Origin of the sequence: Leptospira congkakensis (genome assembly GCF_004770265.1) — a bacterium.
GTDB classification, from domain to species: domain Bacteria; phylum Spirochaetota; class Leptospiria; order Leptospirales; family Leptospiraceae; genus Leptospira_A; species Leptospira_A congkakensis.
This window is the reverse complement of record NZ_RQGQ01000004.1, coordinates 709,954-724,892: the sequence shown is the minus strand read 5'-3', so window position 1 is coordinate 724,892 and position 14,939 is coordinate 709,954. Positions and strand designations below refer to the sequence as shown.

The following is a 14,939-nucleotide window of genomic DNA, read 5'->3' as shown; positions in this document are numbered from 1 at the left end:
ATCCTAATAGATACTATAAACTGTATATGGACAGTTGCGGTTCTTTTTGTTATTCTATTACTATGGAAACGGAACTGCCAACTATTTTTTCAGCGAAACGAACTTCTTATGTTCGGACTTCTGTCATTCGCGAAATTTTAAAATTAACGGTAGAAAACTCGGATATCCTTTCCTTTGCTGGAGGACTTCCAAATCCCAGTTTATTTCCGAAAGAAGTTTTAAGCTCTGTGATGGAGTCTGTTATCCAAAACAATTGTTCGACTGCTTTACAATATGGAGATTCGTCTGGATATGAACCTTTACGAATCCAAATTGCAGAAACGTTAACAGATCTACCTTGGGTTTCATCTAGTTCAATATCCATCACACATGGTTCCCAACAAGGTTTGGACATTTTAGGAAAGATATTTATGGATTCCGATACCAATGTGTTATTGGAAGACCCAGTGTATTTGGGTGCCTTACAGGCATTTTCTCCATACCATCCCAATTTTTTTAGTGTACCTATGGAACCAGATGGTCCAAATCTTTACTGGTTGGAAGAAATTTTATCTCAAAATAAAATTCATGTTTTTTATGCGAACCCTTCTTACCAAAATCCTTCTACTTATACTTGGTCTTTGGAAAAAAGAGTTAAAATTGCAAACTTACTGGATACCAAGGAAATTATCTTCATTGAAGATGAGGCGTATCGGTATTTAGACTTTGAAGGAAAAGTATATCCTTCTGTTAGTTCATTCCGTAAAAGAAATGACCTAACCTTTGTTCTTGGAAGCTTTTCTAAAATTGTATCTCCTGGTTTTCGTTTGGGATGGGTTCAAATTCCCGATCCTTACAAAAATTTATTCACTGCGGTCAAACAAGGAAACGATCTAAATTCCAATCAATTTTCCCAAGTAGTTGTTTCTAAACTTTTGGAAGAAATGGATTTTCAAACTCATCTACGTTCCATCCAAAGTTTTTATCAGGACAAAAAAGATAATTTGGTTTCATTACTTGGTAAGTATCTTCCCGAAGCTAAGTTTTCTCATCCTGAAGGTGGGATGTTTCTTTGGGTGGAATATCCCAAGGTATCTTCTAAAGAACTTATGAGACGATGCCTAGAGAATGGAGTGGCGATGGTTCCAGGGAGTGAGTTTTCTCCCGCAAGTCGATCTTCCTCTTTTTTTCGAATGAACTTTAGTTTTCTTTCGGATGAAACAATGGAGGTGGGAGTGAAGCGAATCGCAGAGGTTTATCGGGACATAAATACGTGACGTTTGTTTAGTGTTTTTTTTCTTGACATTACTATTCGTTTGTTTACTACTTAGGTATGAAGCCTGCAGTCTCCAAAGCTTTGTATCCTAAGTTTTCCATTTTGAGTTTGGAAGAAAAATTAGAAATTCTGAAAGAAGATCCTAGTTTTCGTCTTCTTGTCGATCAAATGTATCAAAACTATAAGGAAAACAGATCTACAGTCATTCTTTGATTTGCCTCAGCGGAGGATGATTACTTCTATGGAAACAAAGTAGGTAATCATGAATTTAGATCTGAATCCCCAAGAAACAAAACACCTTTTGAATGCACTTGCAGTATTCGAATGGGTTAGCAATTCTCCTCATGAAGAAACAGATCCTTCTGTGGACGAATTCATCCAATCACTCCTAAAAAAACTTTCGACTGGAACGGAAAGCCCCATCGTTTCTGAAAATGGACTTTATACCATTTCAGAAGAATACTTCCAAGAAGTATTCGAGTCTTATATCGAACCTTATAACGATGATATATTCTGGACAGACCTTTCTACTGAACTTGCACAAAGAGATTTGGAACAAAAGGTATCAGTAAAAGATCTTGAAGCTCTCAGTCCAGAAGACTACGAAAACAAAGTAGGGAAAGAAGCTGAAAAGTATGATGCTGAATTTGAAAAGAATGGCGTGGACAATCTTTACTTAAAAAAATAAATAAAGGAACGCGAATTTACTCTACTTGAGTTTTTTCCCATTCCACTAGAACCATCGTTTGATCATCCTCTTGTTCTTCTCGCCCTTGGAAGAGGAACAGTTGGATGACAAGCTCAGCCAGAACTCTTTCTGATTCTTTTCCTTGGTAATCACGGAGGATTTTTTGGATTCTTTCCATTCCAAACTCCTCTCTCGATTCATTTTTTTGTTCTAACATTCCATCTGTAAAAAGTAGGATCCTATCTCCCATTGCCATCTGAAATTGTTTTTGTGTATAGGGTTGGTCTTTTTTCAAACCAATGATATTTCCTGTTCGTTCCAAAATGGTTTGTTCTCCATTCGATTGGAAAATTTGATTGGGGTGACCAGCTGACGAATAGTAGATGGTTTTTGTTTTTGTATCTATATCTAATAAAAATCCAGAAAATACAATTTTGAGTCCCGAAAACTTGTTTTGAATTTTTTGATTGAGGTGGTTCATCAAATCATCCGTTTTTGTGATAAAACGTTTGATGGCTTCATATTCTGATTTGATGGCCATCGTATAAAGTGCCGCTTGGATTCCATGTCCCGTTGCATCGGCCACAAAAAAACGAACCGTTCCATTATCCAATTCAAAGATATCATAAAAGTCTCCACCAACTTCCTCTTGCGGTTGGAAATACAAATGGATTTTTAAATGTTCAAATTTGATTCCGTCTTCCGGAAGAATCTTTTGTTGGATTTTTTTTGCGAGTAAAAGGTCTTTTTTGATTCGATTCAAAGAAGAATTCAATTGAAAGGTTCTTTCTGAAACAATCTGTTCCAAGTTTTCTGTAACAGCTAAAAGTGATTCGTTACTGATCTTTAAACTTTCCGCGAGTTCCTCTGCTCTTACAAATGCATTGGCAATGCGGCTCGAAAGAATCAGAGATTGAATGAAAATAAAACAAAGCAATGCATATGGTGTGAGGCCAATCCCACGATTATTGACACTGTGTCGTAAAATATCAAATGCCACGGAAAAAGCCAAAACTAGAAGTCCAAAAAAGAATAATTTAGAATTTGGTCGTTTGTTGATAACCGCTTTTAAGTTGATATGGATGACATATCCAATTGTCAAAAATGCTAAAACTTGAAATCCGTATAATAAAATGGTAAATACAGATATCGGAAGAAAAAGTGTGAGAGCAAAAACTGTACTGGCAATGAGTGCAGAACGTACGTATTTAGGGTTGGACTCTTTGGGGAAAAGTGAATAGATGAATAATAAAAAAGTAGGTACAGCGAAATAATAAGAAGCAAATTCAATACGAAATGCTGTTGGCCAATGAAAGTTCGGAAATACTTCGAGGATATACCTTTCTCCGGTAAAGGCTAACCTAATCCCAAGTAAAAAACAAAAGAGAGCAAAGTAAAAAATAGAAGTTTCTTTTCTTTTATAAAAATACAATCCAAAATGATAAAGACCAATGAGAACGAGTGCTCCGAGTAAAAAAAGTTCTCGTGCATTAGAGAGCATTTTCTCCCTATCCAATGCATTTTTATTTCCTATACTGGGAATGGCCCAAAATCCACCAAAATTGTTATCATAGTTGGCTATATGAAATACAAGTTCTATGACTTCATCGTCAGGAATGAGTGTATAGTATTTGGATTTGATCCTTGGGGTATCATCAAATTTATTGATTCCGGGTTTGCCTTGCCCACCAATCAAAATTCCATTGGCAAAAAATCGATAAGAGGAGGCGATATCGGGAATATAAATTCGTAGTTCTTGGCCTATCGTTTGTTTGTTTATATGGATGAACGCCCGTAAGGTGGCATGTCCCGTTCTTGGTAATTCTTCTCCACCAAATTCTTCATCTTGCCAAGAATTTGGAATGGCCAAGTATCCCGTGATCGGTTTTTCTCCGTGGAAGGGAGGGTAATGGAATTCACCAAAATACAATTCCCATTCCCCGTTTAGGTCAACAATGGTATCTTCATCAAAAGTAAGATCCCGTATGTCGAGAACCCCTTGGCGGAACTTATGTGGTTCCTCCTGTTCGGGGTTCATACAATTGAAAAGAGAAAGCAGGAGAGAAAAAACTCCCGCTATTAGAATTAGTTTTCGCATAAACGGATTTTAGCTTTTTTCTTTGTATGGGAAAGGATTAATTTCGTCCAGAATATCCTATCACATCCATAAAAGCAGAAACTGAAAATACAGCCTTTCCTGGGCCTGGTTCCCCGTAACCTGGAGGAGTGGGTAACCCGTATTGTTCAAAGGTTTCTTTCCATGCCCTGAGGAGTTCACAGAAATACACAAGAGGTGGGCCTGCTTGTTGGCCTAGTGTTGTGTAAGGCTCTGGACACCATGCGGTAAATCTAGGAACAATTCCTTTGGACATAAAAAAATCCAAACCTTGTTTTGTGGAATGGATCGCTTCGGCTACGGTTTTAAAACCCCAAGGTTCCGATAACTCCACTCCACCCACAAAGTTCGGGATTACATTTTCGGGACCAAACACTTCTGCGGAATCCACAACGCGGCGAATCCAATTTTCATAGCCAATCCAACTCGACTTTCCAGGACAAATTTTTTCAAAGAGAGCCTTGTCCCAAACTTCGTAGTTTGGATGATAAATTTGAATTCCTGCATCTTTGAACTTTTGGCAATCTTCCTTCTCGAAAGCCTGTGCCACTAGTTTTCCCATCCAACGTTTCGGAAACCGTGCTTCAATGGCTTCTGGGTATTGGAGGTAAAAATCCACTTCTGATTTTTTCTTTAGGTTCGTGAGAACAGAACCACCAGTAAGGGTATATACTTTGGCAACTTGGTCTTCGGCATCCACCCAAGAAAGGACTTCCAAGATATCATCTACATCCTTCACTCCCGTATAAGGTCTACCGGCTCCTTTCTGCTGGCGGTAGTTGTGGTTGATATCGCAATAAGCACATTCTTCGTCTTTTCCAAAGTATTGGCAGTTTCGAAAGACAGTGAGATACAAAAGGTAACCCCATTCAATGACTGGTGCAATTTCTCCAGGCAATTTTCCCGATTTCGTTTTGTGTTTGTACCAAGAAGGAATGGGAGGGTATTCGGCACTTCCAATCTCTGTTTCTTCTAAATACAAAGTAGGAATCCCTTCTTTTGATTTCATTTTATAGGGTGAATTCGGGTTGTTTCTTGTGGAGATCACCGTTTTCAAAAGGCCAAAATGTCCTCCTGAAATTTTGATTTCTTCTGGAGCTTTGGTGTCCGCCCCGTCTTTTAAATCCGCAAGAGGGATATGGTCAAAGGAAAAGATAAAATAGTCTTTGGATTTATAAGGATCTTTGACTTGGAAGGATTCCGGTAAAAAATGAATGCCTTGTCTGAGAATGTCTTGTTTGACAATGGCTTCCATGGGTAGGTCTTTATACAGCCTCTCCATTTCTTCCAGGAGTTTGATGGAGGAGGCGGGTCTTTGGTTTAGTGTAGAGGTTTCAGCCATAATGGGAGTTTTTTTCTTCCTCTATCTTAGACAAAGCCATTTTCCAGGAAAAACCCCTCTTTTCCCTTGAAAATGGCTGGTTTCGGGGAAAAATCCTGAATATTCGTTTACAAATCTAATCACTAAATTATTTTTTTTCCGAACTAATGAATTTTTTTTCATTCTAGAAAAAAATACAAAAAAGCTGGGAATTTTTCAGTCCCCGGTTTGTTGATTAGAGTAACGAAAGTTGAATTTCACTAAGGGACAGGACGATATGAAAGCATCGAAACTAACCATAATGGGCCTTGCGCTTCTTTTCACTGGTCTTACAGTTTGTAAGAAACCAGACGCAGAAGTGTCTGAAGCACCTAAAAAACCAGCAGACTTATCTGCGGTAGTCGTATTTGCGGTAGGAGATTCAAAAATCCAACACGCAGACCAAACAGAAGAAAAAGCGCATCTTGGTGCACTTTTGAAATCCGGGGATAACGTAGTCACTGGCGACAATGGAAAAGTAGACATCCAATTTGCGGATGGATCGAGCATTCGTATCTCTCCTAAGTCTGCAATTGACTTTGCAAAACTCTCCCAAGACAATTCAGGAACTACAGACACTCAAATTGCTCTCGTTTCTGGAAAGGTATTTGCGAAAGTCAACAAAGCTAAGAAAGAAGACAACTTTACTGTCGTTACTCCAACCGCGATTGCGGGTGTGCGAGGAACTTCTTTCATCGTAGAAGCTGCTGATGGAAAACCTGCGAAAGTGAAAGTGGTTGAAGGTGCGGTTGCATTTGCTCCACGAGTTCCTGCATTGGAAAAACTTTCCTCAGAAGAAATTTCTGGAAATGCTGACTTGAAAAAACTCCAAGAATCTTTAGCAAAAGCAGAAGTCATCTTAGAGAAAGACCAAGCATCCACTCAATCAGTAAAATCTGCTGACCTTGCAAAATCTGCTGCTGACATCAAAACTTTGGATCTAAGCAAAGCTTTCAAAACTTCTGAGAAAGAAAAACTCGTTGTTGAAAATGCTAAACTAACTAAGAACGAAGAACAAGAAATCAAAACTATCGTGACAGTGGATAAACAAACTGCACAAGAAATTGTAAAACTTAGCGAATCAGCTCAAACTGAAAAGTTGGATGAGTTGAAAAAACAAGAAATTGATGCTAAGAGACAAGTGATTGAACAAGAAGTTGCGAAACGCCAAGAAGAAGAGAAGAAAAAATTCGAAGACTCTTTGGCTAACCAACCAAAAGAATTCAAATCTAAAAAAGACATCGTAAACTACTACGAAAGAATTGAGAAAATCGTTCTTGTCGATGGTAAAACAGTGATTGGAGCGATCATCAACCAAGAAAACGGACAGTTGATTGTTCACACTGAAAATGGGGTCAAAAAAATTGATATGGACAATGTAGAAGAAGTCATTTACGACCTTCAACAAAAATCCAAATTCTAAATAAACCAACCCTTAAGTAGAAAAGAAGCCTGGAGGAATTATCCTTCGGGCTTTTTTTATGTACATTGATTTCGGCTTATCTTTTAACGAAAATCAATCGGTGAAATCGGGAATTAATGTTAGTTGGTTAGTGGTTCTTTCGCTAGAAAATACCAATCAATTCTCTTTGGATTTGTATTCGTTCCAGAGGATTCGGATGGTACTGATGAGGGGACTTGCTTCTATTAAAAGTAGGTTTGATTCGTATTTCACAAGTAAGGTGCTATTTCCAAACCGATCCATTTCTCCCCATTCCACTTGTAAGTCAGAAGAATGAGAAAGTGCTTTTTGAATGAGGACTTTGACTTCAAAATCAGATAGTGGTTCTCCAATTTCGCTTAAATCTTTTAAGATGGAGAGAAAGAAAGTTTTGGCTAGTTCCTCTCTGAATGCCTCCAATTGTTCCCCGTCCATATTTAATCTTTCGGATGAATTCGATCTTTATTCGGAAAAATATTCGTCCGCATGATAGGAAGAACGAACTAGTGGCCCTGAAGCAATGGTTTTGAATCCAATTTTGTAGGCAGTTTCTTTCCAAAAATCAAAAACCTCTGGTCTGACGAACTCTTGCACCGGGTAGTGAGTTGGCCCTGGTTGTAAGTATTGGCCAATGGTGAGCATCCGAACTCCATGGGCATAAAGGTCTTCTAAACATTGGTTAACGTCCTCTTCCTTTTCTCCCAGTCCTAAAATCAGTCCACTTTTTGTGAGAAATCCATGTTTAGATATATGAGAAAGCACTTCCAGTGAACGTTTGTAGTTCTTCTGAGGTGTGATGGTCGGGAACAAACGTTCCACAGTTTCAATGTTATGGTTGATGATATTGGGTTTGGCAGCATAAAGAATTTCTAAGGACTCTTCTTTGGCTTTAAAGTCAGGAATTAAAACTTCCACAGAACAAGAAGGTAGATAGGTTTTAATTCGAGTGATGGTTTCTGCAAAATGAGCTGCGCCCCCATCTTTTAAGTCATCTCGGTTAACGGCCGTTAGAACTACATGTCGGAGGTTTAGTTCTGCAACCGACTTTGCTACACGTTCTGGTTCTTCTAAGTCGAGAGGTTTTGGTTTTCCAAAGGCCACGTCGCAGTATTGGCAACGTCTGGTGCAGATATCTCCCGAAAGCATATAGGTGGCAGTTCGACGGTTCCAACAATGATTCAGGTTCGGGCAACTGGCAGATTCACAAACGGTATGCAGTTTTTTGGATTCTACCTCTTCCCTCACTTGGAACAGGGCATCTCCCTCTGTGGGAAAACTCACTCTCACCTTCATCCACTCTGGGTGGACGGCTCGGGGGCTGATATTTTTTGAGCGAGGTTTCTTTTTTAGCGGATTCATACCTTCTTTAGACTTTTTGAAATGAGGCCACTTTGTAAAATGGAAAATCATGAGGATCAACGCATTTCTAGCCAAATTAGGTCTCGGTTCCCGTCGGAAAGTAGAAGAATTGGTCCTCGCTGGCCGAATCAAAGTCAACGGAAGCACCATCACGGATCTTTCCTTTCAAGTTTCAGAATCCGATTCAGTCAGTTTTGACGGGAAATCGGTGCAAATGGAAGAGGAGTCTCTGAAACGACCCAAAATCATTGCCTTCAATAAACCTCCCGGTTTTTTAACTTCACACGAAGACAAGTTCCATGAGAACACCATCTTTTCCCTTTTGCCGGAAGGATTTCAAAAATACAATTATGCTGGTCGTTTGGATTTAGATTCCAGAGGACTTTTGCTTTTGTCCATTGATGGGGACTTCATCCAAAAGGTAACTCACCCAAGGAACAAAATTGATAAAGAATACATCATCAGTTTGAAACAACCTGTGGCTTGGAAACCAATAGCCGATGAATTTATGTTAGGTGTCAGGGAAGGTGGTGAAACACTTCGCGCCCTTTCTGTAAAACCAGCCAATGTGGTTCCGGAAAAAACGAACCCTGGGTTTACTAGTTACCTCAGTATCATCTTAAAAGAAGGTAAAAAACGACAAATCAGAAGGATGTGTAAAGCCAAGGAAATGGTGGTCCTTGATTTGTATAGAATTCGGATCGGAAAATTGGATTTGAGGGATTTTGTTCTGGATGAGGGCAAATACAAGGTTGTGACGGAAGAACAGGTTCTTGGGAAACCTACTCCTTAATTTGGTTGAAGAATCCAATCAGCTCTTAAAATAGTGAGGTTAGGGGATTTGTTTTTTTGAAATCAAAACCGTTTTTATTTTATCCAGTCGTTCTTTTTCTATTTATCTTTCTTATAGATAAAATTTTTCTTTTGCCTGTCTTTCATCATGAGTTTCTTCAGGCGGGAAATTCTGTTTTTTATTACCAAAGAAAGGTTTTGGCAGATCGGCTACTGGCAGATAAGGAAGCTGAAGAGAAAAACCTCGCTCTCGTTTTTGGTGATTCTCGTTCCTATCCTTTTTCTGAATTAGGAATCCCCGATTCCCATAAAAAAAATTGGACTCTCTATAACTTCAGCAGTCCCCAAGGGATTCCAATGAATTCCTATATCCAATTAAAAGAATTGTTAGGGAAAGGTGTCACTCCCGAGTTTGTGATTCTTTCTCTTAGTCCAGAAGCCTTTGATGATAACAAAGGATTTATCCTATCTCCTTTCCTTCGGATGGGATGTAACGATGAATGTTTGGACATTGTGTGGAAAGACATTCCACTGAAAGAGAAATGGTCTTACTTTTTGGACAAACTCTTTGTGATCCGCAGTATGGAATTAAATTTATCTTTATTTACTTCCCGTCTCAAACAAGGAAAATTAAAAGAATACAAACCTAAATACAATCAAGAATTCCAACTCATTAATTTCAGTAAAGGTGAGTACCTAATGTATGGGGTTCAGTCCAATCCAATTGAAAAGATCAAAAAAGATACACTTCGGATCGGAAGTTTGTATATGAGTTCTTATCATTTAGGCGAATCTCAAAAACCTTATGTAGAAGCGTTTTTGGAACTCACTCGTAAAAACAAAATCAAAACCTTAGTTCTTTGGCCAAAGGTATATGGTGATTATTACAAGTATTATGAAAAATTCCAAGTAAAGGAAGTTTGGTGGGATCCAATAGAATCTCTTTCCACTTCCTATGGTGCCTATCCTTTGAATTGGAACAAACCAGGAACTTGTGATTTATTTAACGATGCTTCTCACCAATCCGCGTATTGTTTTATAGACCAAATGAAAGAAATTTGGGTAAATTACGCTGAAAGATAGATTTAAGAACATACCTTATAAAATCAAAGCTCCCTTACGTATGGATCGACCGAAAAGATCTCTACGATTTGCGATTTGGAGTTTGATTAGTAGTAGTGTAGCCATCTGGTCCATTTTAGCCATTACGAACTTGTCTGGACATTCCCTTCTCATTGGTTCCTTTGGAGCCACGGCTGTCCTTCTTTTTGCTGTTCCAGATGCACCACTTTCCCAACCAAGAAATTTAATCGGAGGTCATTTGATCTCAGCTAGCATCGCTGTGATCCTTGTGGCAACACTCGGTACCAATTTTTTTACTATTGGATTTTCTGTGGGACTTTCAATTTTTGTGATGTATCTAACTCACACCTTACATCCACCAGGTGGTGCAACGGCTATGATTGGAGTTCTTGGAGGAGTGGGTGCAGACTTTATTATATTTCCCGTATTTATCGGGGTAATGATTTTACTTTTGAATGCTTTAATTGTAAATAATTTTGTCCACCACCGAAAGTATCCGGTGGTGTGGTTTTAGATTTTTACCAGTTTAGTTTTTTAGAATCTTCAACAAACTTCGCAAGTCCACTGTCAGTGAGTGGGTGTTTGAAAAGCATTTCAAATACAGAGTAAGGTAGGGTCACACAATCAGCACCACGAAGTGCTACTTCTTTGAAGTGGATAGGGTGACGAACCGATGCTGCAAGGATTTGTGTTTCGATTCCGTAGTTGTCATAAATGTCTCGGATCTCAGAAATGAGTTCTAATCCATCATAACCGATATCATCCAAACGACCCACAAAAGGGGAAATGAAACTAGCACCAGCTTTAGCAGCAAGTAGGGCTTGGTTTGCTGTAAAACAAAGAGTTACGTTGGTACGGATTCCTTTTTCAGCAAATGCATTCACCGCTTTGATTCCTTCTGGAATGAGAGGAACTTTTACGACTACGTTTTCGGCGATTTTAGAAAGTTCTAGTCCTTCTTTGATCATCGTGGGAGCATCAGTGGCAAGGACTTCTGCACTCACAGGTCCTTTTACAAAACTACAAATTTCTTTGATGACTTCCGTGAACTTACGGCCGGATTTTGCGATGATGGATGGGTTTGTGGTAATCCCGTCTAGGAGGCCAAGTTCATGGACTTTTTTGATTTCGTCGATGTTGGCTGTGTCTAAAAATAAATTCATTTTGCCTCGTATGGATGGCTTGGATGCACCAAGCCTCACGAGACAGGGTAACTACGGGATTAAATCCCGCAAGGTTTTTGTTTCTTGAACGCTGAAGAAATCGACATAATCCTTCGCGATTACCTCTTTTAAGTTGGCGGAAAAGTAATCAATCCGGCGTGTATAAGGCGCTTTTTTGTATCCTTCTCTCCATACTACGGCAAATCCACCGCGAGGAGGGTTCTCACGTCTTTCCACAAGTTCCCAAATGGCAGCTCCGGAAACCTTATCGTCGCCAATGGATTCCTTTCTGGGTTTCCCGTATTTCTTTTCCATCTTCTCTTTGATTTTATCTGTGGGGACAAGATTGAAAGTCACTCCAACGGAGAAGAGGATTCCGTTTTCGCGAAACTCTGTTTGTCCATCGATGGAAGGGTCAGATTCTCTGCCACCTTCTCGTTTCGGGCGGACTTCTTTGAGTAGCTCCGGTGTTTTATAAAAGCGATAAAGATAAAAGATTCCATTTCGTTTGATGAGAAGGCTTTCCTCTTTTTTTTCATTTAAGAGTTCTATCTTTTCCTTTGATTCCGGGTTTGTTGCCATGGACAAAAATTTTTCGCGAATGGATTCAAAGGTCATTCCCCAAGAAGCTTCTGCAAATCCATCCAAACTGTTGGGCATTTCTGTTTGGGCGCTAAGAAGTCCAGGGAGTAGAAAAAGAAGGAAAATCAGATATTTCTTCATATGATTTCTATCGGTCAAAGTTTCGAAAAAGAGAACCTGTTTCTTACTTAAAATCGTCCCGGAAAGGGTCATCCTCCAAACCAAAGTCATCCTCTTCGTCGGAAAAGGGACCTTCCTCCTCCCAAGCATTGTCTTCTGTGGAAGTGGTAGCAGAGGAAGGGGAACCCCAATCATCCTCAGATTCATAGGAATAGGAAGAATCATTATTTTCAAAACTCATCCCCAAAATGGGTTCTCTGTTCCAAAGGAAAATGAGAACTGGAATTTGTAAAAGGAGAAGTAACAAATAAAATAAAAAGAAAAGATCGCGATCGAGTCCGTAGTGAACTGCTCCTGCAGATAAATTCCCAAGTGCTAGCCCAGAGAGTGTGGGTTTTACGACTGCGAGGTATTTTTCTCCGCGGTAAGCCTCTTTTAAGAAGGGAAAGGAAAAGAAAAGAGCCAAAAAGAAAATCGGCATATGGAAGATATGTTCGAAAGGCCCAGGTCCCTTTTCTCCAAGGACGGATCCAAGAAGGGACCAAAGCCAAACAAGGAGGGCGCTACCGAAAAAAGCCCCGATCCCGTAGATTAAATTTCCTCCCGATTCCAAAACATCCAAACAGATGCGGAATACATCTCCGCGAATATCTGTTAGTTCCTCTCTACGATAATTAGTTTTGGCCGAAAAGAATAGTATCTTTACATAATAAACTAATACGGCCGTAAACAAAACAAAGAAGGTGAGAAATAGGAGGAAAAGAAAAAATTCCATTAGTGACGGAAATGCCTCATTCCAGTGAACACCATAATGAGACCATGTTCGTCTGCCGCTTGGATGACTTCTTCATCACGGATGGATCCACCAGGTTGGATGATGGCTTTTGCCCCCACTTTGGCAATGGCATCAATTCCATCACGGAAAGGAAAAAATGCATCACTTCCCACATAAGAACCTACAACAGATAGTCCCACTTTTTGAGCTTTCATGGCACCGAGTTCTACCGAGTCAACACGAGACATTTGTCCCGCTCCAATTCCAAGCGTTGAGTTTTGGTCCGTGTAAACAATGGCATTAGATTTGATAAACTTTACACAGTTCCAAGCGAACATCAAACCTTCCAAGTCATCAGCTGTTGGTTGTTTTTTCGAAACAATTTTTAGTTTGTCTTTTGTGATGAGATCATAGTCACGATTTTGAATGAGAAGGCCATGGTGGAGAGAACGTAAATCAAGTTCATCTAAGGCTTCATCAAATTTAGCAATGGGGATCAAACGAATGTTAGGTTTTTTTCCGAAAATTTCTAAAGCTTCCTCAGAAAAACTTTCGGCAATCACACCTTCTACAAAGTTCTTTGTGATCTCTTCAGCAGATTCTTTTTCCACGCGGCCATGGATTCCAATGATTCCGCCAAAAGCAGAAATAGGATCTGTTTTTCTTGCGAGTTCAAAGGATTCGAGGACAGTTTCTCCAAAAGCAATTCCACAAGGATTTAAATGTTTTACGATGGAAACGGCATTTTTGGGGAGTAGGCTTGCCACGTGAAAAGCAGCATCAAAATCCAACATATTGTTGAAAGAGAGTTCTTTTCCTTGTAAGGCTTCAAACTGTGATTTGATGAATAGAGGTTCATAAAACGCAGCATCTTGGTGTGGGTTTTCACCATAACGCAGTTTTTGTTTTTTGTTAAAAGCAAAAGTGATTTTATCAGGGTATTTGATATCCAACTTTTTATTAAAGAAGGTGGATATGGCTGAATCATAAGATGCAGTTTCTGAAAAAACTTTAGCAGCGTACTGAAATGCAGTTTCCCGAGAAACTTTTCCTTTGTTTGCCGTAAACTCGGATTGGAAAGATTCGTAGTCTTTGGGATCAGTGAGAACCACTACATTTTTATGGTTTTTTGCCGCCGAACGAAGCATAGATGGTCCACCGATATCGATATTTTCAATCGCATCTTCGAGTGTTACATCTGGTTTCATAACTGTTTTGACAAATGGGTAAAGGTTCACAATTACAAGAGTGATGGGAACAATTCCATTACTTTCCATTTGTTTGACATGGTCTGGGTTTGTTGTGTCACCAAGAAGGCCGCCATGAATTTTCGGATGAAGGGTTTTCACTCGGCCATGTAGGATTTCTGGAAAACCAGTAAACTCATCTACTTTTTTGACAGGGATACCTGCTTTGGAGAGGGCATCATAGGTTCCACCGGTGGAAAGAATTTCCACTCCGTTTTTCGCGAGGAAGGAACATATCTCCGTAATTCCGGCTTTATCGGATACGGATACGAGTGCTCGTTTGATTTCGATCATTTTAGGATTTCTACCTTTCGTTCTTTGATTTTTAGTTTATCTTCACAAAACAGTTGTATAGCGAGCGGAAGGATTTTGTGTTCTTCCGCAAGGATTGCAAGGGATAGTTCTTTTTCAGTCCATTCGGGAGCAATGGCAATCGCTTTTTGCAATATGATGGGACCTGTATCCACGCCTTCTTCCACAAAGTGAACCGTACAACCTGCAACTTTTACCCCATAGTCCAATGCTTGTTTTTGGGAATCGAGACCAGGGAAGGCGGGAAGGAGACTTGGGTGGACATTGATGATCCTGTTTCGGAACCGGCGAACAAATTCTGGTTTTAGAATTCTCATGTACCCGCAAGCCACAATCAGATCTGGGTTGTAAGTTTCCACTTCCCCCAGTAGATCTTTGTGGTACTCGGCCTTTTGGGGATAGTTTGAGTAGGGAATGACCTTTGTAGGGATTCCAAAGGATTTCGCAATGCCGAGGGCCTTAGCTTCCGGGTTGTCTGTCACAAGGGCCACCAGGTCGATCTTTAGCTTTTTTTTACGAATGTACTCGACGGAAGCGGTAAAATTGGACCCTCTGCCCGAGGCCAAAAAAACTACACGTTTTATTTTTCCCATGTGATATTCTAAGAATATTCACTTGGGTCATTAAGCAAGTATCCTTTTTGGTC

16 protein-coding genes are annotated in these 14,939 nt (G+C 39.7%); 7 read left to right on the top strand and 9 right to left on the bottom strand.

Features of this window, described 5'->3' with window-relative positions; all coding sequences use genetic code 11:
* The first annotated feature begins 62 nt into the window (after positions 1-62).
* Genes EHQ70_RS04505 through EHQ70_RS04500 form a run of 3 tightly spaced genes read left to right on the top strand, consistent with a single transcriptional unit; the run spans position 63 to position 1,943 of the window.
* Positions 63-1,256 carry an aminotransferase-like domain-containing protein gene (locus EHQ70_RS04505; RefSeq protein WP_135584353.1) on the top strand — a complete coding sequence of 398 codons (1,194 nt, stop codon included), beginning with the start codon at positions 63-65 and terminating at the stop codon, positions 1,254-1,256.
* A 56-nt stretch (positions 1,257-1,312) separates the two neighbouring features.
* Positions 1,313-1,468, top strand: a complete 156-nt coding sequence (locus EHQ70_RS18565; protein WP_167481688.1) for a hypothetical protein — start codon at positions 1,313-1,315, stop codon at positions 1,466-1,468.
* A gap of 49 nt (positions 1,469-1,517) precedes the next feature.
* Positions 1,518-1,943: a hypothetical protein gene (locus EHQ70_RS04500; protein WP_135583888.1), complete on the top strand. Its 426-nt coding sequence runs from the start codon at positions 1,518-1,520 to the stop codon at positions 1,941-1,943.
* Positions 1,944-1,959: 16 nt separating this feature from the next.
* Here EHQ70_RS04500 and EHQ70_RS04495 read toward each other — a convergent pair whose 3' ends face one another.
* Positions 1,960-4,041 carry a PP2C family protein-serine/threonine phosphatase gene (locus EHQ70_RS04495; RefSeq protein ID WP_135583886.1) on the bottom strand — a complete coding sequence of 694 codons (2,082 nt, stop codon included), beginning with the start codon at positions 4,039-4,041 and terminating at the stop codon, positions 1,960-1,962.
* Between the two features lie 37 nt (positions 4,042-4,078).
* Entirely contained in the window at positions 4,079-5,401 is a 1,323-nt protein-coding gene (locus tag EHQ70_RS04490) for a radical SAM protein (protein ID WP_135583884.1), read from the bottom strand.
* Between the two features lie 256 nt (positions 5,402-5,657).
* Between EHQ70_RS04490 and EHQ70_RS04485 the strand changes: the two genes are divergently transcribed.
* Complete coding sequence (locus EHQ70_RS04485; protein WP_135583882.1) at positions 5,658-6,842, top strand: lipoprotein LipL45; 1,185 nt, start codon at positions 5,658-5,660, stop codon at positions 6,840-6,842.
* A 156-nt stretch (positions 6,843-6,998) separates the two neighbouring features.
* Here the strand turns inward: EHQ70_RS04485 and EHQ70_RS04480 are convergent, their stop codons facing one another.
* Together EHQ70_RS04480 and lipA are read right to left on the bottom strand one after the other, a co-directional pair.
* A complete protein-coding gene (locus EHQ70_RS04480) occupies positions 6,999-7,295 on the bottom strand; it encodes a hypothetical protein (protein ID WP_135583880.1) in 297 nt (98 codons plus the stop codon).
* A 27-nt stretch (positions 7,296-7,322) separates the two neighbouring features.
* Positions 7,323-8,219 carry a lipoyl synthase gene (lipA, locus tag EHQ70_RS04475; protein ID WP_167481687.1) on the bottom strand — a complete coding sequence of 299 codons (897 nt, stop codon included), beginning with the start codon at positions 8,217-8,219 and terminating at the stop codon, positions 7,323-7,325.
* A gap of 49 nt (positions 8,220-8,268) precedes the next feature.
* Here lipA and EHQ70_RS04470 point away from each other — a divergent pair, with 49 nt between their 5' ends.
* The 3 genes from EHQ70_RS04470 to EHQ70_RS04460 are packed head-to-tail and all read left to right on the top strand — an operon-like array spanning position 8,269 to position 10,608.
* Positions 8,269-9,012 carry a pseudouridine synthase gene (locus EHQ70_RS04470; protein WP_135583876.1) on the top strand — a complete coding sequence of 248 codons (744 nt, stop codon included), beginning with the start codon at positions 8,269-8,271 and terminating at the stop codon, positions 9,010-9,012.
* Positions 9,013-9,068: 56 nt separating this feature from the next.
* On the top strand, positions 9,069-10,094 hold the full coding sequence (locus EHQ70_RS04465; protein WP_135583874.1) for a DUF1574 domain-containing protein: 1,026 nt from the start codon (positions 9,069-9,071) through the stop codon (positions 10,092-10,094).
* A gap of 40 nt (positions 10,095-10,134) precedes the next feature.
* Positions 10,135-10,608 carry an HPP family protein gene (locus tag EHQ70_RS04460; protein ID WP_425270012.1) on the top strand — a complete coding sequence of 158 codons (474 nt, stop codon included), beginning with the start codon at positions 10,135-10,137 and terminating at the stop codon, positions 10,606-10,608.
* A 4-nt stretch (positions 10,609-10,612) separates the two neighbouring features.
* Here EHQ70_RS04460 and fsa read toward each other — a convergent pair whose 3' ends face one another.
* Genes fsa through purN form a run of 5 tightly spaced genes read right to left on the bottom strand, consistent with a single transcriptional unit; the run spans position 10,613 to position 14,886 of the window.
* Complete coding sequence (gene fsa, locus EHQ70_RS04455) at positions 10,613-11,257, bottom strand: fructose-6-phosphate aldolase (protein ID WP_100790271.1); 645 nt, start codon at positions 11,255-11,257, stop codon at positions 10,613-10,615.
* 51 nt (positions 11,258-11,308) lie between these two features.
* Complete coding sequence (locus EHQ70_RS04450) at positions 11,309-11,980, bottom strand: hypothetical protein (protein WP_135583870.1); 672 nt, start codon at positions 11,978-11,980, stop codon at positions 11,309-11,311.
* 43 nt (positions 11,981-12,023) lie between these two features.
* Positions 12,024-12,734 (bottom strand): hypothetical protein, encoded by a 711-nt coding sequence (locus tag EHQ70_RS04445; protein WP_135583868.1) that lies wholly within the window; start codon positions 12,732-12,734, stop codon positions 12,024-12,026.
* On the bottom strand, positions 12,734-14,275 hold the full coding sequence (gene purH, locus EHQ70_RS04440) for a bifunctional phosphoribosylaminoimidazolecarboxamide formyltransferase/IMP cyclohydrolase (RefSeq protein ID WP_135583866.1): 1,542 nt from the start codon (positions 14,273-14,275) through the stop codon (positions 12,734-12,736). Before purH ends, EHQ70_RS04445 begins: the two co-directional genes overlap by 1 nt.
* Positions 14,272-14,886 (bottom strand): phosphoribosylglycinamide formyltransferase, encoded by a 615-nt coding sequence (purN, locus tag EHQ70_RS04435; protein ID WP_135583864.1) that lies wholly within the window; start codon positions 14,884-14,886, stop codon positions 14,272-14,274. Before purN ends, purH begins: the two co-directional genes overlap by 4 nt.
* Positions 14,887-14,939 lie beyond the last annotated feature (53 nt).